Origin of the sequence: Streptomyces sp. NBC_01283, assembly GCF_041435335.1 — a bacterium.
GTDB lineage: Bacteria > Actinomycetota > Actinomycetes > Streptomycetales > Streptomycetaceae > Streptomyces.
Map to the genome: position 1 here is coordinate 9,271,111 of NZ_CP108430.1, position 26,811 is coordinate 9,297,921.

The 26,811-nt window shown below is 71.5% G+C and carries 9 protein-coding genes; all 9 read right to left on the minus strand.

From position 1 onward, the window contains the following. Positions 1–8: 8 nt before the first annotated feature. Entirely contained in the window at positions 9–1,565 is a 1,557-nt protein-coding gene (locus tag OG302_RS42030) for a class I adenylate-forming enzyme family protein (protein WP_371524683.1), read from the minus strand. Next, the gene (locus OG302_RS42035; protein WP_371524681.1) at positions 1,565–2,791 is read right to left on the minus strand and encodes a thiolase family protein; all 1,227 of its coding nucleotides are present in this window, start codon (positions 2,789–2,791) and stop codon (positions 1,565–1,567) included. The genes OG302_RS42030 and OG302_RS42035 overlap by 1 nt, the downstream gene beginning before the upstream one ends. A gap of 170 nt (positions 2,792–2,961) precedes the next feature. Further along, on the minus strand, positions 2,962–3,936 hold the full coding sequence (locus OG302_RS42040; protein ID WP_371524679.1) for a beta-ketoacyl-ACP synthase III: 975 nt from the start codon (positions 3,934–3,936) through the stop codon (positions 2,962–2,964). A gap of 46 nt (positions 3,937–3,982) precedes the next feature. Continuing rightward, positions 3,983–4,777 carry a thioesterase II family protein gene (locus OG302_RS42045; RefSeq protein ID WP_371524677.1) on the minus strand — a complete coding sequence of 265 codons (795 nt, stop codon included), beginning with the start codon at positions 4,775–4,777 and terminating at the stop codon, positions 3,983–3,985. A 48-nt stretch (positions 4,778–4,825) separates the two neighbouring features. Then, complete coding sequence (gene fabG, locus OG302_RS42050; RefSeq protein ID WP_371524675.1) at positions 4,826–5,596, minus strand: 3-oxoacyl-ACP reductase FabG; 771 nt, start codon at positions 5,594–5,596, stop codon at positions 4,826–4,828. Next, the gene (locus OG302_RS42055; protein WP_371524673.1) at positions 5,593–11,337 is read right to left on the minus strand and encodes an SDR family NAD(P)-dependent oxidoreductase; all 5,745 of its coding nucleotides are present in this window, start codon (positions 11,335–11,337) and stop codon (positions 5,593–5,595) included. Before OG302_RS42055 ends, fabG begins: the two co-directional genes overlap by 4 nt. 5 nt (positions 11,338–11,342) lie before the next feature. Then, positions 11,343–14,669, minus strand: coding sequence for an amino acid adenylation domain-containing protein (locus OG302_RS42060; RefSeq protein WP_371524671.1), 3,327 nt, complete (start codon positions 14,667–14,669; stop codon positions 11,343–11,345). Next, entirely contained in the window at positions 14,666–17,956 is a 3,291-nt protein-coding gene (locus OG302_RS42065) for a type I polyketide synthase (protein ID WP_371524669.1), read from the minus strand. Before OG302_RS42065 ends, OG302_RS42060 begins: the two co-directional genes overlap by 4 nt. Continuing rightward, positions 17,953–26,649, minus strand: a complete 8,697-nt coding sequence (locus tag OG302_RS42070) for an SDR family NAD(P)-dependent oxidoreductase (protein ID WP_371524667.1) — start codon at positions 26,647–26,649, stop codon at positions 17,953–17,955. The genes OG302_RS42065 and OG302_RS42070 overlap by 4 nt, the downstream gene beginning before the upstream one ends. Positions 26,650–26,811 lie beyond the last annotated feature (162 nt).

Below are 26,811 nucleotides of genomic sequence, written 5' to 3' on the forward strand. Positions count from 1 at the left end.
TGCCCTTCTCAGACCTGCCGGCTACGGCCGGCCCAATAGGTCTCGCGCACGGCCCGCTTGAGGACCTTGCCGTTCGCGCTGCGCGGCAGCGAGGTGACGAAGTCCACCCGCTTGGGCGCGCGGATACCGCCCAGCGTCTTCCTGCACAACGCGATCAGCTCGTCGGCGGAGACCCGGTCGCCCGGATTGGGCTCGACCACCGCGGTGACGGCCTCTCCCCAGTCCTCGTGCGGAACACCGATCACGGCGCAGTCCTGCACTGCCGGGTGACTCCAGATCACCTGCTCGATCTCACTCGGGTAGATGTTCAGCCCACCAGAAATGATCATGTCCTTCTTGCGGTCGGTGATGAACAGATAGCCGTCCGCGTCGAAGTGACCGATGTCGCCGGTGTGCAGCCAGCCGTCGACGATGGTCTCGGCCGTCTTCTCAGGCGCCGCGTAGTAACCCTTCATGACGAGATCCCCGCGGACACAGATCTCCCCGGACTCGCCCGCGGGGACCCGCCGTCCGCTGTTGTCCTGGATCTCGACGGCGACCAGGGGGTAGGGCCGGCCGCAGGATGCCAGCCGCCCCTCCGGCGCTATGGCCCCGGCGGCGAAGTGCTCGTCGGGGCGCATGAAAGAGACCCCCGCGAACGCCTCCACCTGGCCGTAACACTCCATCAGGACCGGCCCGAACAGATCGATGGCCCGCCGCAGCTTCTCCGCGGACATCGGAGCCGCGGCGTACAGCAGATAACGAAGCGAGGTCAGGTCCCGACCCGTGAGCCCCGGCGCCTCCATCAGCCGGTAGACGACCGTGGGGGCGAGGAAGAGCTCGGTGACCCGGTGCCGCTCGATCGCGTCGAGGATCGCCGTCGGCTCGGCCCCGGGCAGGAAGACCACCGTGCCGCCGCGCGCCGTGGCGGCGAGGCTGATCACGCCGGAGGCATGGCTGATGGGCAGCGCCGCGAGATCGACGATCGGGTCGTCGGCGCCGTACTGGAACGCCATCATCAGATGTGCGAGACAGGTGGACAGGGACCGGTGAGTGTTCATCACGCCCTTGGGCGCACCGGTCGTACCGCCGGTCGAGGAGATGGCCACCACGTCGTCCATCGCGTATCGCACGTCCGGTGGCGTCGCGGGCAAGCCCGCGGTCCACTGCGACAGCGAGGGGGCACCGGCCGCCGCGTCGTCGATACACACGTACTGCGTGACCTTCGCCAGGGAGGGAGCCAGCCCAGCCACGGCCGACGCCATCGAACTGTGGAAGAACAGCACTTCACAGTCGAACGTCTCGATCACCCGCCGCAGGTCTGCCGGGGGAGTGGTGGGGTTCAGCGGCACCCAGGCCGCACCGGCCCGCCAGATGCCCAGCACGCCGATCCAGGCACGCGCATCGTTGGGTGACAGGACACCGACCTTGGTCCCTTGAGCGCACCCCGCCCGCAACAGGGCGTGTGAGACCCGGCACGACAGTGCCCCCGCCTCGTCGAACGTCCAGCTCCGCTCGCCGCACACATAGGCGACCGAGTCCGGAGCGTGCCGCCAGCCGCGGTCGAAGAAATCGATGATCGCCACTACGCCCCCAAGACCGTGATGGCGGCGACTGCTTCCTCGCCGCCGTAGAAGCCGCCGCTGTTCTCCGCGAGCGCGACCCGGGCGCCCGCCACCTGGCGAACACCGGCCTCTCCGCGCAACTGCTGGACGAGCTCGTACACCTGGGCCAGGCCGGTCGCCCCGAGAGGGTGCCCCTTCGATTCCAGCCCGCCGGACGGGTTGACCGGCACGCGCCCGCCCAGCGTCGTCACCCCGGCCTCGGCGGCCGCACCGCCACCACCGGGTTCGCACAGGCCGAGGAGTTCGGTCTGCTGGATCTCACCGAAGGCCGTGGCGTCGTGCAGTTCGGCCACATCGATGTCCTGCGGGCCCACCCCGGCCCGTTCGTAGGCACGCACGGACAGCAACTTGCTGATGTGCTGGTCCCACGCATCCCGCGGGTGGACGGCACCGGTACCGACCACATGCGCCAGCACACGCACCAGGCGGCCGCGGGCAGCCATCCGCCGCAGCCCGCGCTGCCCGCACACCACCACGGCCGCCGCGCCGTCGGTGACCGGTGCGCACATCGGCACGGTCAGCGGAAAAGACAAGGCGCGAGCGGAAAGAACGTCCTCGACGCTGAATTCCTTTCGATGCTGCGCCTTGTCGTTGTGCACGGAATGCCGATGGTTCTTGGCCGCGACCGCGGCGATCTGCCGCTGTGTCGTGCCGAAGCGCTTCATATGCGCACGGGCCATGGACGCGTAGATATCCATGAAAATACTGCGCCTGCCGACGTGCGCGTCATCGCTCTCGCCGCCCATGTCGGTCAACGCCGCCGTGAGCCCCGCCGGATCCGATACGTCGTACGCGCCGTTGAAGACCGCCATGGTCCTGTCGGAATCGGCGACGTTCATCTTCTCGGCGCCCACCGCAAGCGCGATGTCCACGGCACCGGCGCGGACCTGATCGACCGCCAGATGCAAGGCCGTGGCACCCGTGGCGCAGGCATTCTCCACGTTGTACATCGGAATCCGTTCGAATCCCATGCCACGCAGGGCGATCTGGCCGCCCACCATGAGCTGGCCCTGCAGGGCCCCCTGGGTGGTGTTCCCGAAGAAGGCCGCTTCCACGTGACGTCGCTCCAACCCCGCGTCGGCCAGCGCTTCGTGGACTGCTTCGGCGGCCAGGTCCGCCACCTCACGATCGGCGTGATGGGCGAATCTCGTCATCCCCACCCCGGCGATCCACACCTGTTCCGCCACGGACCGACTCCTTTGTCTGAGAGCGTCCCGTCAGCCGGCTGACCTGGTGGTGACGGTATGGAAAAGAAGATGTCCCACCTGTAGAACCGCCGTCAATATTCGTTATTCATCAGCAAGATGCGGAATTCATATTGCTGATCGCGGTCCGCGCTGCGAGCCTGAGCGGATCCTCAGGGGCAGCCCACCACTTGGGCCGCGTAGGACAGGCCGGCGCCGAAGCCGAGCAGGAGTACCGGAGCGCCGCTGGAGATCTCGCCGCGTTCCACCAGCTTGGACAGGGCAAGCGGAACGCTGGCCGCCGACGTGTTGCCGGAGTCGACGACATCGCGCGCGACGACGGCGTTGGTGGCCCCGAGGCCCTTGGCCACCGCCTCGATGATCCGCAGATTGGCTTGGTGCGTGACCACGGCGGCCAGCTCGGCCGGTGCGACACCGGCTCGCTCACAGGCCTGCCGAGCCACCGGAGCGAGGGAGGTCACCGCCCAGCGGTAGACGACGTGCCCATCCTGTCGGAACAGCGCGGGCGGACCCTCCGGCCCCGTGGTGCCGAGAACGATGGCGGACCCGCGCTGGGGCTGAGAACCCCATACCACCGGGCCGATGCCGTCGGACCGAGCGTCATCGGTCCTGGTGACGACCGCGGCGCCGGCCCCGTCACCGAAGATGACGCAGCTGGTGCGGTCCTGCCAGTCGAGGAAATCGCTCATCTTGTCCGCACCGATGACGAGTGCGGTACTGCTGCCGCCGCCCCGGATGGTCATGTCGGCGGTGGCCAGTGCGTAAGTGAACCCGGCGCAGGCGGCGTTCAGGTCGAAGACGGCCGCTTCGGGAACACCCAGGTGATGGGCGACCCGGGCGGCGATGCTCGGCATCCGGTCCACCGCCGTGCAGGTCGCGACGATCACCAGATCGATGTCGGCGGCATCCACCCCCGCACGGGCGACGGCCTTGGCGGCGGCGCCGATCGCCATGTCGGCGACACTCTCGTCCTGCGCGGCTATGTGGCGGGTGGCGATGCCGACGCGGGACCTGATCCACTCGTCCGACGTGTCGACCATGACGGCGAGTTCGTCGTTGGTGAGTACGCGCGTGGGCTGGTGATGGGCGAGTGACAGTATCCGGCTGCCTGCGGTCGTGGCGGTCACGAGTCCTCCATGGGGTCACGTTCCGGGATGCGAAGCGCCGCGCGGTTCAGGGACGCGCGGCAAGGACCGAGCGGGAAGTGCTGGACGACGGCGCGACGGGCGCCGTGCAGGCCAGGGCGTCGGCGACCGTCGCCAGTACGTCGGAGACCGCCGAGTGCAGGAAGAAGTGCTCGCCGGGAAGGACGACCAGCTCGGAGCGGGCCTGGGTCTGCCGCAGCCACCGGTGCAGCTTCTCGCGCGCCACGAGCGGGTCCGCCTCGCCGCCGAACACGGTCATGGGCACCGTCAGCGGCGGCTGCGGCTGATAGCGGTACGTCTCCAGGACCGAGAAGTCGGCACGCAGCGCGGGCAGGATCAGCTCCATGAGCCCGGCGTCGTCCAGGAGCTCGGGCGGCGTGCCGCCGAGGAAACGCAGCTCCTCGATCACATCGGCCTCCGGCGCCGCGTGGATCGGCTCCCGGGTGCGCGGCAGGTCGGGGGCGGCTGATCCGGAGACGAAGAGATGCGCCGGCTGAGGCAGGCCCCGCTCGCGCAAGGTCCTGGCGAGTTCGAAGGCGATCAGACCGCCCATGCTGTGGCCGAACAGGGCGTAGGGCCGGTCCAGATGCTCCGCCAGGACGTCGGCCAGCAGCTCGGTCAGCAACGGCATCCTGCTCACCGGGGACTCGCTCCAGCGGGCACCGCGGCCGGGCAGCTCCAGCGCGTGCACGTGCACGTGATCGGGGGTCAGGTCGTGCCAGGTCCGGTATGCCGAAGCGTTGCCGCCCGCGTACGGGAGGCAGAAGAGGCGGACCCCCGCCTCGTCCCTCGGCTCCGACTGGGCAAACCACGGGTTGCGCATGGTGTGCTTCTCCTTGGTCGTGTTCCGTGCGCAGTGGGTCCGCGCAGGTCAGACAGCCACGCCGCCGTCGATCTGGAACGTCGTGCCGGTGATGTACGCGGCCCGGTCCGAAAGCAGGAACGAGACCAGGTCGGCCACCTCGTGCGGCTCACCGAACCGGCCCAGCGGAATGCGCTGGCGGAACTGCTCCCGCAGGTCGCCCGGCAGCTCCATGACCGGGTCGGTCGCGACGAAGCCGGGCACGACCACGTTCGCCCGGATCCCGTACCGGCCGACCTCGCGGGCCAGGGACTTGGTGAACCCGATGATCCCGGCCTTGGACGCGGCGTAGTTGGTCTGTCCGGCGTTGCCGTACAGACCGGCGATGGAGGACATCGTCACGATCGCACCGCGCCGGCGCTCGATCATTCCGTTGATGACGGTCCGGCAGACGTAGTACGTCCCGTCGAGGTTGACGCGCTGGACGTCGCTCCAGTCGTCGTCCTCCATCGCCGCCAGCGGACCGTCACGCAGCACGGCAGCCGAGGTGACCACCGCGGAGACCGGCCCGAGATTCCGCTCGATGCCGTCGATGAGTTCCTCCACCGCGAGGCTGTCGCCGACATCGGTCCGCCGCACATACGTGCGCCGGCCCAGCGCGCCGATCTCCTTCTCCAGGCTCTCCGCGGCGGCCGTGTCGGAGGCGTAGCACACCGCCACGTCGAAGCCGTCCTCGGCGAGTCGCAGCGCCACGGCGCGGCCGATTCCGCGGGAGCCGCCCGCCACCAGCGCCACCGGGGCGCCCTGCGGTGTCCCGGCCGGGTCGGGTGCGGTGCTCATGCCCGGCCCTCCTGGTCTTCCGTGGCCAGGTCCTCCCCTGTCAGCAGGCGGCGCAGCTCCTCTTCCACTTCGTCGTCGGACAGCTCGGCCAGCGCGTCCAGGTCCGTTGACGGCTCGTCGCGGCTGAGCACCTCGATGGGGTTCTCCAAGCGGTCGGCAGCCGGCCGGGGGCCCGCCTCCAGCAGGTCGGCGGTGTGCGCGACCGTGGGCTGTTCGAAGAAGGCCCGCAGGTCGAGCTCGGCTCCGAGCCGGTTCCTCAGAAGGGTGCCGATCTGGACCGCGGCCAAGGAGTGGCCACCGAGGGCGAAGAAGTCGTCGTCGACGCCGACCCCGTTCACGCCCAGGATCTCCTGCCAGACCTCGGCGACCTCCCGCTCACGGGCCGAGCGGGGAGCCACGTACGGCGTTTCCAGGTCCGGGCGGGGATGGCTGGCGCCGGGCGGAGCGAGCTGCTCCATTTCCTGCTGCAGCAGCTCGGGGGTCAAGGACCTGGCCAGCTCGCGCACGGCGGTGAAGTCGCGGTGCGAGACGAGGAGATGGCTCGGCAGCCCGGGAGCGGCGAGGAGCCGGGCGAAGACGTCCTTGCCCTGGCCCTCGGTGATCCCCTCGGCGAGGGTGCGCAGGACCCCGGAGCCCGCATCCGCGGAAGGCGCGTCGTCCACCTCGGCCGCCGGAGCCTGGGCGGCACGCGTGATCTGCTCGCGCAGACCCTCCAGGTCGTTGATCCGCTTGATGGTGAAGTCACCGATCCGGACCAGCAGCCGCCCGTCCGGGTCGAGGATCTCGATGTCGCACGTACTGGTCTCGCCCGCGGTGTCCCCGGCGCCCTTCACCTCCACATAGGCGTGGACGGTGCTGGTCAGGCCGTGGTGAAAGCGCAGGCTGCGATAGCTGAACGGCAGATAGTACGTGTCGGGGGCGTGGACGCGCGCGGTGCCGCCGGCCGCGTCGAGCAGGGCCGGGTGCAGCAGGTAGTGGTCGAGGTCACCGTGGTACTCCTCGTCGAGTCGCAAGGTCGCCATCACCCGCTCGGGTCCGACCTGGATCTCCCGCATGCACCGCCAACGGGGCCCGAACGAGAACTCGATCGGCCCGCCCTTCTCGAACCGGTCCAGGCGGAGCCCCAGCTTGATGGACTCGTCGGTGTCCAGGACCTCCGTCACCGCGCAGCCGGCGCGCAGCTCGTCCAGGTCCCGCACGGTCTCCTCCACGGGTTCCGGGAAGGCGACCGTGCCGCGTGCGTGATCGGTCCAGGCCACCGCTCCGGGTGCGCCGGTGCGGCTCTGCACCGCGAAGTGCCACCGGCCCTCGCGTTCTTCGATGGTGGTGAAGACCTCGCGGCTCTGCCCGTCGGGAACGACGACAGGGATCATGTACTGCACGTCGCCGATCTCGATGTCCCGCCCGGCCGCTTGTTCGGCGACGGCGGCCCGGACCAGTTCGAGGTAGGCGGTACCCGGGACGAGGCCGTAATCCTGGATGCGGTGATCGGCGACGATCCAGCTGTCCTCGGTACTGAGGACCGTGGCGTAGGTGCGGGACGTGGGGGTGGAGCGCACCAGGCGCCGCAGCAGAGGATGGCTGTCGAGCGGGGTGCCGGAGTCCAGGCCGAACCGGGAGTCAAGACCGGCGGCCATACCGACGCCCCGCCAGGTGTCCCAGCCCACCGCGGTGACGGGAAGCCCGCTCTCGCGGCGCTTGTACTGGGCCCACGCGTCGAGGAAGGCGTTGGCAGCCGCGTAGTCGCTCTGGCCGGGGCCGCCGAGGACGGCGGTCACCGACGAGCAGAGCAACATGAAGTCGAGGCCGTCCTCCTGGCAGACCTCGTCCAGGACGAGCACCCCGTGCGTCTTGGCGGCGAGCACCTGCCCCGCGTCGGCCGGTGACTTGGTGACGATCATGCCCTGAGAGGGCAGGCCCGCGGCGTGCACGACGCCGTTGAGGGGGCCTGCGAGGGCCCGCAACTCGCCGACGGCCCGGCGCATCTCCTTCTCGTCGGTGACATCGGCGCGCAGCAGAACCAGGCGAGCGCCGAGCGATTCGAGGTGCCGCAGCCGCTTGATACGGATGCTGGTGGCATCGCTGTCCTCGTGCGCGGCGAGGTGGGCGTCCCAGGCGGCGGGCGCCGGGAACTTGGAACGGCCCAGCAGACCGAGAACGGGCCGGTCGACAGCGCTCGCCACCTGCTCGGCGAGCGCCAGTCCCAGGCCGCCGAGGCCGCCGGTGATGAGGTAGACGCCGCCCTCGCGCAGGGCGGTGCGCTCTTCGTCGCCGTCGGCGATCCAATCCACCCGGTCGAAGGCACGGGCCCACACGTGGCGTCCGCGCACGGCGAGTTCAGTGCTGGTGGTGCTGTGGAAAGCGCTGAGCACGGTGTCCACAGCCTGCTCGTCCGTGGCGGCGCCCGTGATGTCCAGGACACGGCAGGTGATGCCCGCGGTCTCCTGGGGGATCACCGTGGCCGCACCGAGCAGCAGAGCGTGCTCGGGCTTCAACGCTTCATCACCCGTGACGTCGTACACCCCGTCGCACAGCACATCGAGGGTGACCGGTGCGGGCAGCCGCTCGGAGCCCAGGGCCTGGGCCAGCGCCAAGAGGCTGTCGAAGCCGGTGCGGCGCGAGGCGTCCAGCCGCGCGCGGGCCAGGGCCGCGCCGTTCGCGGGCCCTTCAGCGGTACTCCACAGGTGGATGAAGCGAATGCGCTGCCCGTCCCCGGCCGCGACGGGGGGCACGGCCAGGGACGAGGCGAGCGCCGCCAGGTGGTCTCGTTCGGCGGGATCCAGGATCCAGGCATCCTCGCCGGTGTGTTCCAGGGTGGTGCCCGCGGTGACGCGCACGACGCGGTCGCCGGAGGCGGCCAGATGGTCGGCGACGGCGTCACCGAGGTCGAGCCCCGCGCCCAGGACGATCCAGGTGTCGCCCGTGGCAGCGGCCGCGTTCCGGACGGGCAGGGCCAGGCGCTGCCAGACGGGAGCGTAGAACCAGTTGTCCGCGGTGGCGCGGGCAGGCTCCGCGCCCCGCAACGCGCGAGGCCGGCCGGAGGGCTCGACCCAGTAGCGCCGCCGCTGGAAGGGATAGCCGGGCAGGGATACGGGGCGGTGGCCGTCGGGGCCCAGGACGGACTCCCAGGCAACGCGGACACCGGCGCTCCACGCTGCCCCCAGGCCGCTGAGCAGATGGGCGGCGTCGTCGGCGGCGCGCTCACCGGGACGGGGCAGGGAACCCACGACGGTGCGATCCGGCGTCCAGGACCGGTGGGCACGCACGAAGTTGGCCAGGTTCTGGCCGGGGCCGATCTCCACCGGGACGAGGAAGGGGTCGGCGAGCAGCACATCGAGCGCGTCACCGAACCGGACCGGCAGGCGCAGATGCGTGCCCCAGTAGTCGGGGCTGGTCGCCTCCTCGGTGGTGATCCAGGTGCCCGTCACGTTCGACAGGAAGGGAATCTCCGGCGGACGCAAGGTGACGGCACGGACCTCGTCGACGAACGGGGCCACAGCACCGTCCATGTCAGGGGAGTGGAAAGCATGCGACGTGTGCAGGCGACGGCATCCCACGCCCTCGTCCTTGAGCCGTTGCTCGAAGGCATCGACGGCCTGCGGGGTGCCGGAGACCACGGTGAGCGCCGTGGAGTTGACGGCGGCGAGGGCCAGTCCCTCTCCCAGCCGGGCGACGGTCTCGTCCTCGGAAAGGAAGACGCTGAGCATGGCGCCGCGCGGCATCTCCTGGACGAGCCGGCCGCGGGCCGCGACCAGACGCACGGCGTCCTCCAGCGAGAACACGCCCGCCAGACAGGCGGCGGCGTACTCCCCGATGCTGTGACCGGCCATGGCGCGGGGCTCGACACCCATCGACTGCCATTGCCGGGCCAGGGCGAACTCCACGCAGAACAGAGCCGGTTGGGCCAGCCGCGTCTGCCGCAGCCGTTCGGCGTTCCGCGGGTCGTCCGAGCCGAGCACCAAGGCACGCAGGTCCTCACCCAGGTACGGGGTGAACAGCTCCGCGCAGCGGTCGAACTCGGAGGCGAAGACGCCCTGCCGGTCGTACAGGCCGCGGGCCATCCCGGGGTACTGCGCGCCCTGCCCGGGGAAGAGGAACGCGACCGGAGCGTCGTCCGAGGAGGCGACCGGGGGCGGGGCCTGTGCCAGCCGCCGCAGCGCGGAGACCGCCTCGCCGGTCGTGGAGGCGACGACGGCGCCCCGGTGGGCGAACTGGGCTCGCCGGTGGGCCAGGGTATGGGCGGCGGCGTCCAGGGCGACGTCCGGAGCTGCCTCCAGATGATCGGCCAGGCGCCCGGCGGCCTCGGCGAGCGCGGGCGCCGACTTCGCCGACAGCGGCAGCAGCTGGGGACGGACCTGCGCCGTGGCGTCGCCCGCTCCGTCGGCGCGCTGTCGCGGCTGCTCGGCCGGGGCCTCTTCCAGGACGACATGGACGTTCGTGCCGCCGATGCCGAAGGAGCTGACTCCGGCCCGGCGCGGCTCGTCCTCGCGCGGCCAGGCACGCAACGCGGTGTTCACGTAGAACGGGCCGGACTCCAGCTCAAGGCCGGGGTTGGGCCGCTCCCAGTGCAGGGTCGGCGGGATGGCCTCGTGCTTGAGGGCGAGAGCCGCTTTGATCAGTCCGGTCACACCGGCGGCGGCGTCGAGATGACCGACGTTGCTCTTGACCGAGCCGATGGCACAGCGGTCCCGGTCGTCGGCGCCCGTGCCGTAGGCACGCGTGAGAGCGGCCAGCTCGATGGGGTCGCCGATCGGCGTACCGGTGCCGTGGGTCTCGACGTAGCCGACGGTGGCGGGGTCGATGTCGGCCAGGGCCAGCGCCTCGGCGACGACCTCGGCCTGGCCGTCGACGCCGGGCGCCGTGTAACCGGCCTTCAGCGAACCGTCGTTGTTGACGGCGCTGGCCAGGACGACCGCGTCGATGCTGTCCCCGTCGGCTCGGGCGTCGGCGAGGCGCCGCATGACGACGATGCCGACTCCGTTGCCGGGCACCGTCCCCTCGGCATCGGCGTCGAAGGCCCGGCAGGTGCCTTCCGGGGAGAGGATGCCGCCGGGCTCGTACGTGTAGCCGCCGTGCAGCGGGGAGCTCACGGACACGCCGCCGGCCAGGGCGATGTCGCACTCGCCGTTGAGCAGGCTCTGGGAGGCGAGATGCACCGCGGTCAGAGAGGTGGAGCAGGCCGTCTGGACGGTGATCGCCGGACCCGTGAGGCCCAGCTTGTACGCGGCACGCGTGGCCAGGAAGTCCTTGTCGGAGGCGAGCATCACCTGGTACATGCCGGAGGCGTCCAGGACCTGCTGGTTGTTCATGAGGTTGAACAACAGATACGTGTTGAGGCCCGCGCCCGCGAAGACGCCGATGCGGCCGTCGAAGCGGGCCGGGTCGACACCGGCGGACTCCAGTGCGTGCCAGGCGCATTCGAGGAAGACGCGGTGCTGGGGGTCGAGGAGCTCGGCCTCGCGTGGGCTGTAGCCGAAGAAGCCCTCGTCGAACAGGTCGGCGTCATCCAGCGCGCCCTTGGCCCGTACGTAGTCGTCCCGGGCCAGCAGTTCGGGGTCCACGCCGGCTTCGGCAAGTTCCTCGTCGGTGAAGACGGTGATGCCCTCGCGGCCCTGTTCGAGATTGGTCCACAGGGCCTCCACGTCGCCCGAGCCGGGGAAGCGGCCCGCCATGCCGATGATGGCAATGCGATCGAGGTCCTGGCCCTGCTCCTGGCCCTGCTCCTGGTGTTGCTGTGCCACGTGGATCACCTGTCTCCGCGAGAGGAAGCCCGGCGTTCGGCCGCCTGTTGCCGCCGGTTACGGGACTGACGTCGGTTCTGTGCGCGTTGCCTGGCGCCCTGGCCGGCGGCCCCGGGCGTGCCGCGCGTGCCGCCGAGGCGGCCGGCGAGGGATTCGATGGTGGGGTGCTGGAACAGTTCGACCATGGTCAGTTCGTGGCCGAGCGCTGAGGCAAGAGCGGTCCGGAACTCGGCCATGAGCAGGGAGTGCCCGCCGAGGTCGAAGAAGTTGTCGCGCAGCCCTACGCGCTCGACACCCAGCAGACCGCGCCACATGTCGGCAAGCGTCTGCTCCAGGCCGTCCTTGGGGGCGACGAACCGGGTCCTGAGGTCGGGCCGGTCGGTCTGCGGCACAGGCAGAGCCTTGCGGTCCGTCTTGCCGCTGGGCGTCAGTGGCAGAGCGTCGAGCACGGTGAAGGAGGCAGGGACCATGTACTCCGGCAGCTGCTCGCGCAGATGGGAGGCGAGATCACCGGCTCCGGGCCTGTCGGCGCGCGCGGGGGTGACATAGGCGGCCAGCCGGACATCGCCGGGGGAGTGCTCGTGGGCGACCACCACTGCTTCGCGCACGGCGCCATGCCGCGTCAGCACGGCCTCGATCTCACCCAGTTCAATGCGCTGGCCACGGAGCTTGACCTGGTGGTCGAGACGGCCCAGGAACTCCAGCGCGCCGTCCGCGCGGTGCCGTGCCAGGTCGCCGGTGCGGTAGATACGGGCCCCGGGGACGAACGGGTCGTCCGTGAAGCGCTCGGCGGTCAGTTCCGGGCGGTTCAGGTAGCCGCGGGCCAGCCCCCGTCCGCCGATGCACAGCTCACCGGCGACTCCGGCCGGAACAGGCCGGTCGTGGCGGTCGAGCACGTACATGCGGGTGTTGGCGATGGGGTGGCCGATGGGGACCGGGCGGGGGTCGTCCTGCGGCCGGCAGTGCCAGGCGGTGACGTCGATCGCGGCCTCGGTGGGGCCGTACAGATTGTGCAGCTCGGCCGTGTGCAGGCCGAGGAAGCGGTCGTGGAGGTCGCGGGACAGTTCCTCGCCGCTGCAGAAGACGCGCCGCAGACCCGCCGAGCGATCCGGCGGCTCGGACAGGAAGAGCTGCAGCATGGACGGAACGAAGTGGATCGTGGTGATCTGCTCCGCGGCGATCGTCTCGGCGAGGTAGGAGCTGTCACGGTGCCCGTCGGGCCGGGCCATCACGAGGGCGGCACCGGTCATCAGGGGCCAGAAGAACTCCCACACCGACACGTCGAAGGAGAACGGCGTCTTCTGCAGCACCCGGTCGGAGGCGTCCAGGCCGTAGGCGTCCTGCATCCACAGCAGCCGGTTGCGCAGGGCGGCGTGCACATTCATCACGCCTTTGGGCCGACCCGTCGACCCGGAGGTGAAGATGACGTACGCCAGGTCCTCGCCGTCCACGGCCGCGTCCGGATTCTCCGGGGACTGCGCGGCCAGTTCGGCGTCGAGATCCTCCATGCGCAGCACGGGGCAGTCGAGTTCGGGCAGCCGGCCGGCCGAACCGCCGTGGGTGAGCACCACGGGGGGCCGGGCGTCCTCGACGATGGCGGCCAGCCGGGCGGGCGGCAGCCCGGTGTCGAGGGGGACGTACGCCCCGCCCGCCTTGAGGACGGCCAGCAGGGCGACCACGAGCTGCAGGGAGCGTTCCGCGGCCACGCCGACGAGGACGTCCCGGCCCACGCCGCGTCCGCACAGCAGGTGAGCGAGACGGTTGGCCCGCTCGTTCAGCTCGGCGTAGGTCAGCGACGTACCCGCGTAGCGGACGGCTTCGGCGTCAGGGGTGCGGCGCGCCTGCTCCTCGATGCGTTCGTGCACCAGCCCGTCGGGCCACTGCCGGTCGGTGGCGTTGAGCTCGCTGACGACGCGGTGGTGTTCCGCCGCGTCGAGGAGGTCCAGGTCGGCGACGGGAGCGTCGGGGCGGGCCACGATCTGCTCGATCAGGCGACGGAAGTGACCCGCGAGGCGCACGACGGTCTCCTCGTCGAAGAGGTCGCGGTCGTACTCGAACCAGCCGGTGACACCCCCGTCCGTGTCGAACGCCTGCAGTTCCAGATCGAAGCGGGCACCTTCGCTCCGGACCGGCAGCCGGGTGAGGCGGGCGCCGGCCATGGCGAGCGTCGGCACCGGTTCCCGGCCGTAGCTGAAGCTGACCTGGTACACCGGAGGACGGCTGAGATCCCGGGCGGTGTTGAGGTCGGCGACGATCAGTTCGAAAGGAATGTCCTGGTGGGCGTACGCGCCGAAACAGGCGTCGCGGACGCGGGTGAGGACCGCTTCGAAGCTGGGGCCGCCGGACAGGTCCGCCCTGATGGGCAAGGTGTTGACGAAGTAGCCGATGAGCGGTTCGACCTCGGCGTGCCCACGCAGCGCGGTGGGCACACCGACGACGAGGTCGTCCTGGCCGGTATAGCGGTGCAGCAGAATCTTGAAGACGGTGAGCAGCGCCATGTACGGCGTCGCCCCATGCCGCCCGGCCAGCGCGGCCAGTTCACCGATCAGAGCGGGCGGCAGATCGACGGGCACGGAGCCGCCGTTGAAGCCCTGCACGGCCGGGCGGGGCCGGTCGGTGGGCAGGTCGAGTACGGCCGGCGCGCCGGCGAGATGCTCGCGCCAGTAGGCCAGGCCCTGCCGCCAGCCGTCACCGCCGATCTGCTGCTGCTGCCAGGAGGCGAAGTCCCCGTACTGGATGGCGAGTTCACCCAGCTGTGGAGTGGAGCCGGCGGCGAACGCCTCGTACAGCTCGGACAGTTCGTTCAGAAAGACCGCGAGGGACCAGCGGTCCGAGACGAGATGATGCATCGCGACGACCAGCACCGACCGGTCGGGCCCGGTACGCAGCAGGCGCACCCGCAGCAGCGGGCCGGTGTCGATGTCGAAGGGTTCGGCGAGGGCGTCGTCGATCCACTTCTGGCGGTCGGCATCGGTGTGGTGCGGGTCGCTGAGGTCGGTCTCCGGGACATCGATCGCGAGGTGATGGTGGACGACCTGGACCGGCGCGCCGTCCCGCGACTGGAAGGTGGTGCGCAGGGCCTCGTGCCGCCGCACGATCTCGGCGACGGCGGTACGCAGCAGGCCGGTGTCGATGGGGCCTTCGACGCGCACGGCGCCCGGAACGATGTAGCCGGGGTTGCGGGGCCGGAGCTGTTCGAGGAACCACGTGCCGCGCTGCAGTACGGCCAGCGGGAACGTCACCTCGGCCGAGTGTTCGGCGAGCAGGGCGTCGAACCGGGCCCGCTCTTCGGGAGTCAGGGCGGCGAGGCGCCCGGCGAGGTCATCGGTCACGAGTGCTTCTCCTGGCCGGACGCGGAAGCGGAGCTGGTCAGTTCGTCGAGTAGTGCCGTTGCGGCATCGACGGCCCGGGGCATTCGCTGGATCGCAGCGGGTGCCCCGGAGCCGTCGTGCCCTGTGCCCGCCAAGCCGCTGCCACCGATCACGGCAAGCTCCTTGACGATGCTCCTGGCGACGCTTGCGATGGTCGCGCCGCCCAGGAAGTCGGTGATCTGCAGGGTCAGGCCGAGCCTGCTCTGGATCTCGTTGCGCAGTTCGACGGCCATCAGGGAGTCCAGGCCGAAGCCGGTCAGCGGATCGTCCACGCCGACATCGGTGGAAGCGGAGCCCAGGACGTCCTTGACGCTGAGCACGAACTGGGCGCAGAGGGTGTCGAGACGCTCGGTCTCACCCAGCGCCAGCAGCTCGGCGGCCGTGGAGATACGGCTCGCGCGGCGCCGGCCGCGCGAGGACCGGCGGCTGGAGCGGGAGCGGCGGTCACCGGAGCCGTTCACGGCCGGCGCGTCGCCCCTGTCCTCGGCGGGCGCCGCCGCGGTGCCGTCCCACGGGCGCGGGGGCTGCCAGCAGCGGACCGGATCGAACGGGTACGTGGGCACGGCCACGTTGGCGCGGGTGTAGTCGCGGTCGAAGCCGGTCCAGTCGATGGGGGCGCCGGCCGCGTACAGCTCGGCCACCGTGCCCAGCAGGACCTCCCAGTCGTCCTGCTTGGGCCGCAGGCTGGGCAGCAGCAGGTCGTCGTGGCCCGGCGGCAGGGCGTCGCTGATCACGCCCAGCAGCGTGGGGGCGGGGCCGACCTCCACGAAGGTGTGATAACCCATGGACCGCAGGGTGCGCACACCGTCGGTGAACCGGACGGTTCCGCGGACGTGCCGGCACCAGTAGTCGGGATCCGGCGCCTTGTCCCAGGGCCACAACTCGCCGGTGACGTTGGAGATCAGGGGAATGCGCGGGGCGGTGAAAGTGATCTGCTGGGCAGCGCGGCGCAGCGGCTCGAGCACGGGGTCCATCAGCGGGGAGTGTCCGGCCGACGCGATGTGCAGCCGCTTGGCCTTGACACCGCGGGCGCTGAACGCGGCGCACACGGCCTCGACGAGGTCACGCTCGCCGGAGACCGCGATGTTCGCGGGGCCGTTGACCGCGGCGATGGCGATCCGCCCCGGGTGCGCGGCGAGCTCGGCGGCGACCTCCTCCTCGGATGCGAAGATCGCGGCCATGGTGCCGGGCAGCGAGAACTCCTGGATGAGGCGGGCGCGTTCCACCGCGAAGGTCAGCCCGTCCCGCAGGGACATGGCCCCCGCCACACAGGCCGCGACACACTCGCCGAAACTGTGGCCGAGCACGGCGGCGGGCGTGATGCCCCAGGACCGCCACAGCTCGGCCATGGCGTACTCGACGACGAACGTGGCGGGCTGGGCATAGGCGGTGTCGTTGATCTGCTGGTCGTCGGCGTCGTCGGGGAACAGGACGGACAGCAGCGGCTTTTCGAGCAGCGGGAGCAGGATCTCGGCGCATTCGTCGACCGCCCGCCGGAACGTGGGCTGAGTGTCGTACAGGCTTCGGGCCATTCCGGGACGCTGGGCTCCCTGGCCCGTGAAGACGAACACGACCTCGGAGTTGTCCCCCTCACCCTGCGCCAGGCCGGGCGCGCTCTCGCCGCGGGCGAAGGCGGCGAGCTGACCGGCGACCTCCTCGCGGCTGGAGCCGACGGCGGCGAGACGGTGCCGGAAGTGGGAGCGGCCGGTGCCCGCCGCGTGACACACGTCCGCCAGTGAGGTGCCCTCGTCGGCAAGACGGTCGGCGTAGCGGCCGGCGAGCGCGGTGAGCGCGCTCTCGCTGCGGGCGGACAGCGCCAGGACCGAGGCGGGCCTGCGGTCGTCCTCGGCGGGCGGCGCCGACGGTTGCGGCGCCTGCTCCAGGATCAGGTGGACGTTGGTGCCGCTCAGCCCGAAACTGCTGACCGCGGCCGTCCGGCGGCCGTCGGTGTGCGGCCACGGGGTCAGAGAGGTGGGCACCTGGAAGGTCGTGCCGTCGAAGGAGATGTTGGAGTTCAGCCGGTCGAAATGCAGGTTCGGCGGGATCTCGCCGCGCTCCAGGCACACCGCGGCCTTGATGAGCCCCGCGATGCCGGCGGCCGCCTCCAGGTGGCCGATGTTGGTCTTGACGGCGCCGAGATAGACCGGAGATCCGTGCTCGCGGCCATACACATCGGCGAGTGCCTCGGCCTCGATGGGGTCTCCGAGGCGGGTGCCCGTGCCGTGGGTCTCGATGTAGCCGACCTGATCGGCCCGCACTCCCGCCGCGTCCAGGGCGCGCTGGAACACATCGCGCTGCGCGGCGCCGTTCGGCGCGGTGATACCCGCGCTCCGGCCGTCCTGGTTGACCGCGCCGCCGCGCACGACCGCGAGCACACGGTCCTTGTCACGCAGGGCGTCGGACAGCCGCTTGAGTACCACCACGCCACAGCCCTCGCCGCGGACATAGCCGTCGGCGCTGTCGGAGAAGGTCATGGCGCGGCCCTGCCGGGAGACCGAGCCGAACTGCGACTGGGAGATCATCAGCATCGGTGAGAGCACCACGTTGACGCCACCGGCCAGGGCCATGTCGCATTCACCGAGGCGCAGGCTCTGGCACGCCTGGTGGACGGCCAGGAGCGAGGCGGAGCAGGCCGAGTCGACGGTGAGGTTCGGGCCGCGCAGATCGAGGAGGTAGGCGATGCGGGCCGGTATGAAGGACATCGCGGCGCCGGAACTGGTGTAGGCGCTGACGTCCTCGGGGTGGCGCAACTGGGCGGTGATGTAGTCCCAGGAGGCCGCGCCCAGGAACACACCGGTACGGCTGCCCGCCAGTCCTGACGGCGCGTGACCCGCGTTCTCCAGGGCTTCCCAGCACACCCGCAGGCTCAGCCGCTGGGCCGGGTCCATCGCCGCGGCCTCGCGCTGGGAGATGCCGAAGAAGTCGTGGTCGAAGTGCTCGAGGTCGTCGAGGAACGCGCCGGAGCGGGTGTAGACCTTCCCCGGCTTCCCGGCCTCCTCGTCGTAGAACGACTCGTGGTCCCACCGCCCGGCGGGTATCTGACCCACCGTGTCGGTGCCCTCCGCCAGCATGCGCCAGTAGGAGGCGGCGTCGGTCACGCCGCCGGGGAGGCGGCAGCCGGTGCCCACGATGGCGATGGGCTCGGAGCGTGCCCGCTCGTACTCCGCGACCTGCCGCTGGAGGCGCTCCATCGTCAGGTAGGCGCGCTTGAGCGTGTCGGCCGCTGTCAGGTCCTGTCCCGGCGTCATCGCTGGGCCCCCTCGTCGATCTGTGTGGTTTTGGCCATCAGGAGTGCTCCGAGTTCCGCGGCGGACATCGAGTCGAGGTCCACGGATTCGTCCGCGGCGATCCCGTGGGCGTTCTCGGTGGCCGAGGAAGCCGGTACGGGTCCTGCCGGAACGGCGGGAGGGTCTGCCCGGTCCCCGCCCAGCTCCTGGTGGGACTCCAGCTGGATCCCCATCCGGTCGGCCAGGTACGGCACCAGGGCGTCGATGGTCGGGAAGCGCCAGGTGACGGTGGAGGGCAACTGGATGCCCAGCGACGACTCCAGGGACTTGCGCAGCTCCAGGGAGAGCAGCGAATCGAAGCCCATGCCGGTGATCGGGGCGCTGGTGTCGATCCTGGCCGGATCCGCTCCGATGACGCGGGCGGCGACCGCTCGCCCGTGCTCGGTCAGTACGGCCCTGCGGCGCCGGCCGGGTTCGACCGCGAGCATCAGGCGGCGTATCTCGTCCTGCGGTCCCGCGGCACCCTGCGTGTCCTGGCCCCCGTCGTCGACGAGGGTGCGCAGCAGGCCTCCGCCGTGATGGCCGCGCACCCGCTCGTGATCCAGCGGCAGGACGCACACCTGGGCGGCGGAGCTGCTCAGCAGCCGGTCGAGAGCGGCGATGCCCTGATCGGGGCTGATGCTCTCGATGCCGCGGGCGGCCAGGGACCCACCGCGGTCCGGGTGGGCCGCGAGGCCGATCTGTGCCCAGGGGCCCCAGTCGATGCTCAGCGCGGGCAGGCCCAGGGAGCGCCGGTGATGGGCCAACGCGTCGACGAAGGCGCTCGCCGCCGCGTAGTTGCCCTGACTGGCCGAGCCGAGAACGGCGGCGGCCGAGGAGTACAGGACGAAGAAGTCGAGGTCGCGGTCCGACGTGGCCTGGTGCAGATGCCAGGCAGCGGCCGACTTCGGGCCCGCGACTGACCGGAACCGCTCCGGGGCAAGGCCGGTGAGCAGGCCGTCGTCGAGAATGCCCGCGGCGTGCACGACGCCGGCCAGGGGCGGCAGGGAGCCGTCCAGGCGGGCGAGCAGGTCGTCCACCGCGCCGCGTCGGGACACATCGGCGGCGGTGACGACGACCTCGGCCCGGGTACGCAGTTCGGCGAGGACGGCCTCGGCATGCGGTCCCGGGGCATTGCGGCCGACCAGGACCACATGGCGGGCGCCCTGGCCCACGAGGTAGCGGGCCGTCTCCAGGCCCAGCGCGCCGAGGCCGCCGGTGATCAGATAGGTGCCGGAGGGGCGCACCGGTGCGGCGCCCACAGCGGTCGTCACCGATTCGTTGGCAGCCGGTAGCAGTACGAGCTTGCCGGTGTGGCGGGCCTTGGCCATCGCGGTGAAGGCCGCGGGGGCGTCGGCGAAGGGGTGCGTGGTGATGGGCAGGGCCGTGAACTCCCCGCGGTCGAAGCCCTCGACGACGTCGGCGAACAAGCCGGCGACCCGCTCCGGCTCCTCGCGGATGGTGTGCTCCAGGTCGACGGCCATGAAGGCCCGGTTGCCTTTGAAGAACTCCAGGCCGATGTGGCTGTTGTCGTAGATGTCGCGCTTGCCGATCTCCACGAAGCGCCCACCGGGCGCGACCAGATCCAGGGAGCGGACCAGTGCCTCGCCGGACGAGGAGTTGAGGACCACATCGACCCCGCGGCCGCCGGTGAGCGCCCTGATCTCCTCGGCGAAGTCGAGGGTGCGGGAGTCCATGACGTGCTCGACACCGAGACCGCGCAGCAGATCCCGCTTGGCCGGAGTGCCGGCCGTGGCGAACACGCGGGCACCGCGGCGGCGGGCGACCTGGAGTGCGGCGAGCCCGACACCTCCGGTCGCGGAATGGACGAGGACGCTCTCGCCCTCGCCGAGCCGGGCCAACCGCTCCAGGCCGTGGACGGCGGTGAGGAACGCGATGGGCACGGCGGCGGCCTGCTCGTCGTCGAGTGCCGGGGGAGCGGGGGCCACCAACTGCGCGTCGAGCGTGATGAAGGCCGCCATGCTGCCGGGGCCGGCGGCGATGACCCGGTCGCCGACCTGTGGCGCGCTGACGCCCTCACCGACAGCGGTGACCCGGCCGGCGCATTCGGCACCGAGCGGCACGACCCCTTCGGCACCCGGGTAGGAGCCGAGGGCCTTGAGCACATCACTGAAGTTCAGGCCCGCGGCGGTGACCTCGACCTCGACCTGACCCGGACCCGGCGGAGTGCGGTGCCACCAGGTGGGGCGGAGGCTGGTGAGACTGCCGGGACGGGCGGCCAGCAGGTGGTGGTTCCCGTCGCGTGCGGCGTCGAAGTTCCAGGCGGGGCGAGGGCCCTGGCCCGGATCGTCGGTGGGCGCCCAGGGCTGCAGTGCGGGCGTCAGACGGACAGCGCCCCGCAGAGCGACCTGGTCGTTGTCGCCGGAGCCCAGCACCTCGGCGAGCAGGAGCGCGCCTTCCTCCGCGGGCCTGGCCGGGTCCAAATCGATGACCGAGCTCCGCAGTTCGGTGTGCTCCAGTCCGATCACCCGGGCCAGACCCCACAACGGGGCCTGCCCGACGTTCAGTTCGTCCCCGTCGGCGGCGTGCTGGGCGCCCCGGGTGAGCAGCACGAGGCGGGGCGCGGGGTCCTGACCGGCCAGCGCGAGTTCCTGCACGAGACGGAGCACCGGCAGACCGGCATCGCCGGCCGCGCTCGCCGGTGGCCGGCCGTCGCCCTCCTCGGGAAGGCCGATGTCGAGGGACCAGCCGTGCACGATGCCGTCCGGGCCGGTGCCCGAGGCGGTGAGATCGGCCAGCAGCGCCGCGATGTCCTCCCGGCTGCCCGGATCGATCTCGTAGTGGTCCGGGCCGACCTTGCGGTAGGCCGGGCCGGTGGTGACGGTCCGGCAGGTGGCGCCGTGCGCGCGCAGCGCGTCGGCGAGACCCGCGGTGGTGCGGGCCTGGTCGACGAAGAGCAGCCAGCTGCCCGGCGGCTGCTGGAGGGCTGGGGCGGGCGCGGGTGTGGAGCGCCAGACGAGATCGAGCAGAGCCTCGTCGCGCGGGTCCGCGGTCTCGGTGCGGTCCAGACGCTGCAGGGTGACGTCGGTGATCTCGCCGACGGCGGCGCCCTCGGCGTCGTACAGGACGACGCGAGCACCGGTGATCGTGTCGGCGCCGGGCTGCGGCGCCGTGACGGCGGCGTGCGCCCAGCGGGGGGCGACCTGGTCGCCGACGAGGGTGAAGCCGCCGACGGCCACCGGCACGTACGTCGCGTCCAGAGGCTGGTCCTGTGCGTCGAGGGCGGCACTGAGGACCTGCAGGGCACTGTCGAGCACGACCGGGTGCACAGGGTGCTTGCCGCGGTCGGTGGTCAGGGCGCTCCGCTCGCGAAGCCGGGCCACGGCCTCGGCCCGGCCCTGCCACAGCTCTTCGATGCCCTGGAAGGCGGGCCCGTACGCCAGCCCGGCGTGGCGCAGGGCGGCGTAGTGCTCGTCGGACGGGACCGACGTGGCACAGCGTGTGCGGACGGGGGCGAGAGGCTCGGCCGTGGCGACGGGAGCGGTTCGGCGCACGCCCGCCCGTGCGGCTTCGGTCCAGTCCTCCCCGGCGCCGGACCGGGTGAACAGGCGCACCGTCGCGGTGTCGGCCGTCGCGGGCACCAGCGTGAGCTGCAGCGTGGACCCGTCGGCCTGTTCGGGCACCACGGAGAGCCGGGTGAAGGCGACATCGTGCAGAACAGCGCCGTCGTCGAGGTGGTCGCGGGCAGCGCCGAGCGCCGCGTCCAGCATCAGGGCGGCGGGCAGCACGGGACTGCCACCGACTTGATGGTCCGTCAAGTAGGGGAACTCGGCGAGGTCCACCGGGGCCGACCAGTGGACGGCGTGCGGTGAGAGCGCCGACACGGTGCGCTCGCGCAGCGCCGGATGGCCACGGTGCGCGGACCGGCCTGCCGGACGCAGCTCGCGCCAGCTGCGGGTGCGCTGCCAGGGATAGGCGGGCAGATCGGTCATCGGCCCGGCGGGACCGTGCACCCGCCTCCAGTCGATCTGGTGGCCGGCGGTGTACAGGCGGCCGAGTTCGCCGAGCACGGTGGCGCGGCCCGGCTGATCCCGGCGCAGGGACGATACGGCGACCCCGTCGTCGTACGAGGCAAGGCGTTCGGTGACGGCGTCGGTGAGCATCGGGTGAGGTGACGCCTCGACGAACACGTTGTGGCCGGTGTCGGCGAGCGCGGTGACGGCGGTGTCGAACAAGACCGGCCGGGTGAGGTTGGACGCCCAGTACTCGGCGTCGAGCCGGTCACCGGGCACGATCTCCCCGGTGCCGGTGGAGATCATCGGGATGGCGGTGGGCCGGGGCCGCAAGGGGGCAAGGACCCGCCACAGTTCGGAGGCGACGGGCTCCATCAGGGGGCAGTGGGAGGCGAACTCCACGGACTCGAGGACCTTGCAGTACAGACCGTCGTCGGCCAGGGACTTGGCGAACGTCTCCAGGGCGTCGTTCTCGCCGGAGAAGACGGTGGAGCCGGGACTGTTGGCGGCAGCGATCCACACCGGCCCCGGGGCGCGCTCGGCGAGCAGCGTGCGGGCCTCGTCCAGGGAGACGCCCGCGACAGCCATCCGGCCCTTGCCGGTGGCGGCGTGCAGAGCCGTGCCGCGGTGCAGGGCGATCAGGAGGGCGTCCTCCAGGGAGATCGCACCCGCCACATGGGCCGCGGCGATCTCACCCACGCTGTGTCCGACGACGGCGGCGGGCTCGATGCCCCAGGAGCGCCACAGAGCGGCGAGCGCGATCTGGACGGCGGTGAGAGCGGGCTGGCCGACCGCGGTGTCGAGCAGCCGGGAACGTGCCGGGTCGGCTGCGAGCTGGTCCAGGAGCGACCAGTCGGTGTGCCGGCGCAGCAGCGTGTCCGCCCGCTCCAGTACGGCGCTGAAGGCTTGCTCCGCGGCGAGGTCACCGGTGAGCAGCTCGGCGGCCAGCGGCCACCAGCGGGGCCCCTGTCCGGAGAAGACGAACACCGGTTTCGACTGCTGGCCGGCCCGGCGCACCCCGGTGCTGAGCCCGGTGACACTCTCCCCGCGGCCGAACGCGGCCAGCGCCGTGCGCAGTTCGGGGGCATCGGCGCCCACGCAGGCCAGCCGGTGCTCGTGGTGGGTGCGGCGGACCGCGGCGGCCGCCGTGACGTCACGTACGGGCGTCGCGCCGGTGAGCTTGTCCGCGTAACGGGCGGCGAGATCACGCAGGGCCTGCTCGTCCCGGGCGGAGACGGTCAGCAGCGCGGCGCCCTCGGAGGGGGAGTGGGCGGGAGCGGCGGCCGGTGGCGGTTCCTCCACCACCAGGTGGGCGTTGGTGCCGCCGAAACCGAAGGAACTGACGCCGGCCAGAGCCGGGGCAGCCGTGGCCGGCCACGGCTGAAGGGTGTCGGCGACGCGGACCGGGAGCTCGTCGAAGGGAATGTGCGGGTTGGGCGCGCGGTAGTGCAGCGTCGGCGGCACCATGCGATGGCGGACCATGAGGGCGGTCTTGATCAGCCCTCCGATTCCGGCGGCGGCCTCCATGTGGCCGAGGTTGGACTTCACCGAGCCGATCAGGCAGGGCCGGTCCGCGGCACGACCGTCGCCGAGCACACCTCCCAGCGCCTTGGCCTCGATGGGGTCCCCGAGGATGGTGCCGGTGCCGTGCGCCTCCACGTAGGCGATGTCCGCGGCGCGCACCCCGGCCCTGGCGTGGGCAGCACGTACCACTGCCTGCTGGGCCTTCGGGTTGGGCGCCATCAGCCCGTTGCTCGCTCCGTCCTGATTGACGGCGCCGCCGCGGATCACGGCGTGTACCGGATCGCCGTCGGCCAGAGCCCGGCTGAGCGGTTTGAGTATCACCACGCCGGCGCCCTCGGAACGCACGTAGCCATCGGCACTCGCGTCGAACGGCTTGCACCGGCCTTCGGCGGACATGACGCCCGCCTTGCTGAAGTTGATGGCGAACGCGGGGGAGAGCACCAGGTTGACGCCGCCCGCGACGGCCAGGTCGCAGTCGCCCCGGCTCAGGCTGGTGCACGCCTGGAGCACGGCCACCAGCGAGGAGGAGCAGGCGGAGTCGACCGCCATGCTCGGACCGCGCAGATCCAGCAGATACGAGAGCCGGTTCGCGGCGATGCTCAGCGCGCTGCCGGTTCCGGTGTAGGCGTCGATGGCGTCGAGGTCGTTCAACTGGCCGGTGGCGTAGTCGAACGTGGAGATGCCGATGAACACCCCGGTCTGCGTGCCGGACAGCGACGCGGTGGGCACGCCCGCGTTCTCCAGGGCCTCGAAGGAGACCTCCGCGAGCAGCCGCTGCTGCGGATCCATGCGGGCGGCTTCCTGCTGCGAGATGCCGAAGAAACCCGAGTCGAACTGGTCGACGCCCTCGACGAAACCGCCCCAGCGGCTGGTCGTGCGGCCGGGGGCCGCCGGATCGGCGTCGGTGAACTCCTCGGTGCTCCACCGGTCGGCGGGAACCTCGGTGACCGCGTCGCGGCCCTCGGTCAACAGCTGCCAGAAGCTGTCGGGGCCGTCCACCCCGCCGGGAAAGCGGCAGCCGATCCCGATGATGGCGATCGGCTCGTCCGCGCCCTGCCCCGCTGCCCCGGCGGGCGCCGCGGCAGGCACCGGGGCCGTGAGGGTGGTGGCGGGCTCGGCGAGCGAGGGCGCCGGGGAGTCGGCGGCCGACCCTGCCAGGTGGGCGGCGAGCTTGGCCGCGGTGGGGTGTTCCCAGACGATGCCGGGCTGCAGGGGAACGCCGAGATGCTGCTCCAACTCGCCGACGATGGAGACCAGTTCGACGGAACGCAGTCCGTAGCCGGCGAAGGGCACGTCCGGATCGATGGTGGCGACCTGTCGTCCGGTCGCGGCAGCCAGCGACTGGCGCAGCCACTGTTCGATCTCGCGGGCGTTTGGCGCGGGACGCTCCGTCACGTCCTTGCTCGCGCCCGGTGCCTCCTCGGGCACCCGGCCCGCTTTTGCCTCGTCCGCGCGCCACAGCGCGAGCGGCTCCGCGGTTCCTGCCAGGAGCGCGTCGAGGCAGGCCGCGCGCTGCAGCTTGCCGCTGGAGGTCTTGGGCACCGTACCGGTGCGGGTGAGTGCGACGATGAACGGCTGAAGACCGTGCTCGTGGGCGACCTCGGTGCGTATCGCGTCGATGACCCGTGCGCGGTCCTCGGGCGAGCGGCTGCCGCGGTACTCCTGGACGACGATGAGCCGTTCCTCACCGTCGATCTCGCGCGCGCCGGCCACGCCGCAGCCTTCCCGCAGGCCCGGATCGACGCTCTCCACGGTGCGTTCGATGTCCTGGGGGTAGTGGTTGCGGCCCGCGACGATGACGACGTCCTTGATACGGCCGGTGACATAGATCTGGTCACCGTCGGCGAAACCCAGGTCGCCGGTGCGCAGGAACGGCCCCTCGCCGGTGTCGAGGTGGGCCCGGAAGGTCTCCTCGGTGGCCTGGGGGCGGCGCCAGTAGCCGCGCGCGACGCTCGGTCCCGCCACCCACAGTTCGCCGACCCGCCCCGCGGGCAGCGCGGCATGGGTCTGCGGGTCCACGACGGCGACCTGCTGGTCCTGGAACGAGATGCCGCAACTGGGCAGGTTGCGTGCCGCCTCGCCCGGTCCCGCGGTCTCGGCCACACCGGCGAGGAGTGCCTCGGTGCGCAGGTCGCGGTGGACGGGCTCGGCGGCCGGGTCCCCGGTGGACACCACCAGGGTGGCTTCGGCCAGACCGTAGGACGGGGCGTGCGTGGTGGGCCGGTAGCCGCACTCGGCGAACGTGCGGGAGAAGCGGTCCATGGTCTGCTTGCGCACCGGCTCCGCCCCGTTGAGGGCGACGCGCCATGAGCTCAGATCCAGCGTCTGCCGGTCCTGCTCGGTGATCTTGGCCACCGCGAGGTCGTAGGCGAAGTTCGGCGCGGGGCTCGCGGTGGCCCGGACGTCGGAGATGGCCCGCAGCCAGCGCAGCGGCCGCTTCAGGAACGAGTACGGGGACATGAAGGTGACCGGGTATCCGCCGTACGCGGGGGTGAGCAGGCCCATGATCAGGCCGAGGTCGTGGAAGGGCGGCAGCCAGCTCACCATGTGCTGGTCGGGGTCGTTCCCGAAGAACTGCCGGTTCATCTCGGAGATGTTGTGCATCAGGTTGCCGTGGCTGACCATCACGCCCTTGGGGCTGCTGGTGGAGCCGGAGGTGTACTGCAGGAACGCCAGGTCGTCGCGTTCGGTGCCGGGGGCGCGCCAGCCGTCGGCGGCCGCGGTGTCGATGTCGTCGACGGCGATCCAGACGATGTTCCGCAGCGCCGGAGCGTGTTCGGCGAAGCGGTCGACCAGGGCGATGGTCGCGGCAGGGGCGAGGACCACCGCCGGCTCCGCGTCCTCCACGATGGCGGTCAGCCGCGGCAGGGTGCGCATCGGGAACGCCGGGTCCGGCGGGTAGACGGGCACGGCGACGACGTCCGCGTAGAGGCAGGCGAAGAACGAGGTGACGTAGTCCAGTCCGGCCGGGCACATGATCAGCGCCCGCTCCCCGGCGGGGAAGCGTTCCTGCAGCGCCGCCGCGATCGTGCGGGCCCTCAGGTCCAGTTCGGCGTTGCCGAGCGCCTGCGGCTCGCCCTCGCCGTCCACGAGAAAACGGAAGATCTGCTCCTGCGAGTGCTCGCCCAACACCGTGCGGAAATGGTCGACAAGCGATCGTGCGTCCCGGCCCGACATCCGACCGTCCTCTCCATGCTCGAAATCTGCGTGAACTCTTACGGAAACAGGCGGCCCGGCCGCGCATTCCAGCTGGATTTCTGGCTGCTGTCCGCCACGTTCGGCGAAGGAGCCATTCCAAGAAATTGAATCGAGATCCGGAGATCTGAGGATCTGGAGATC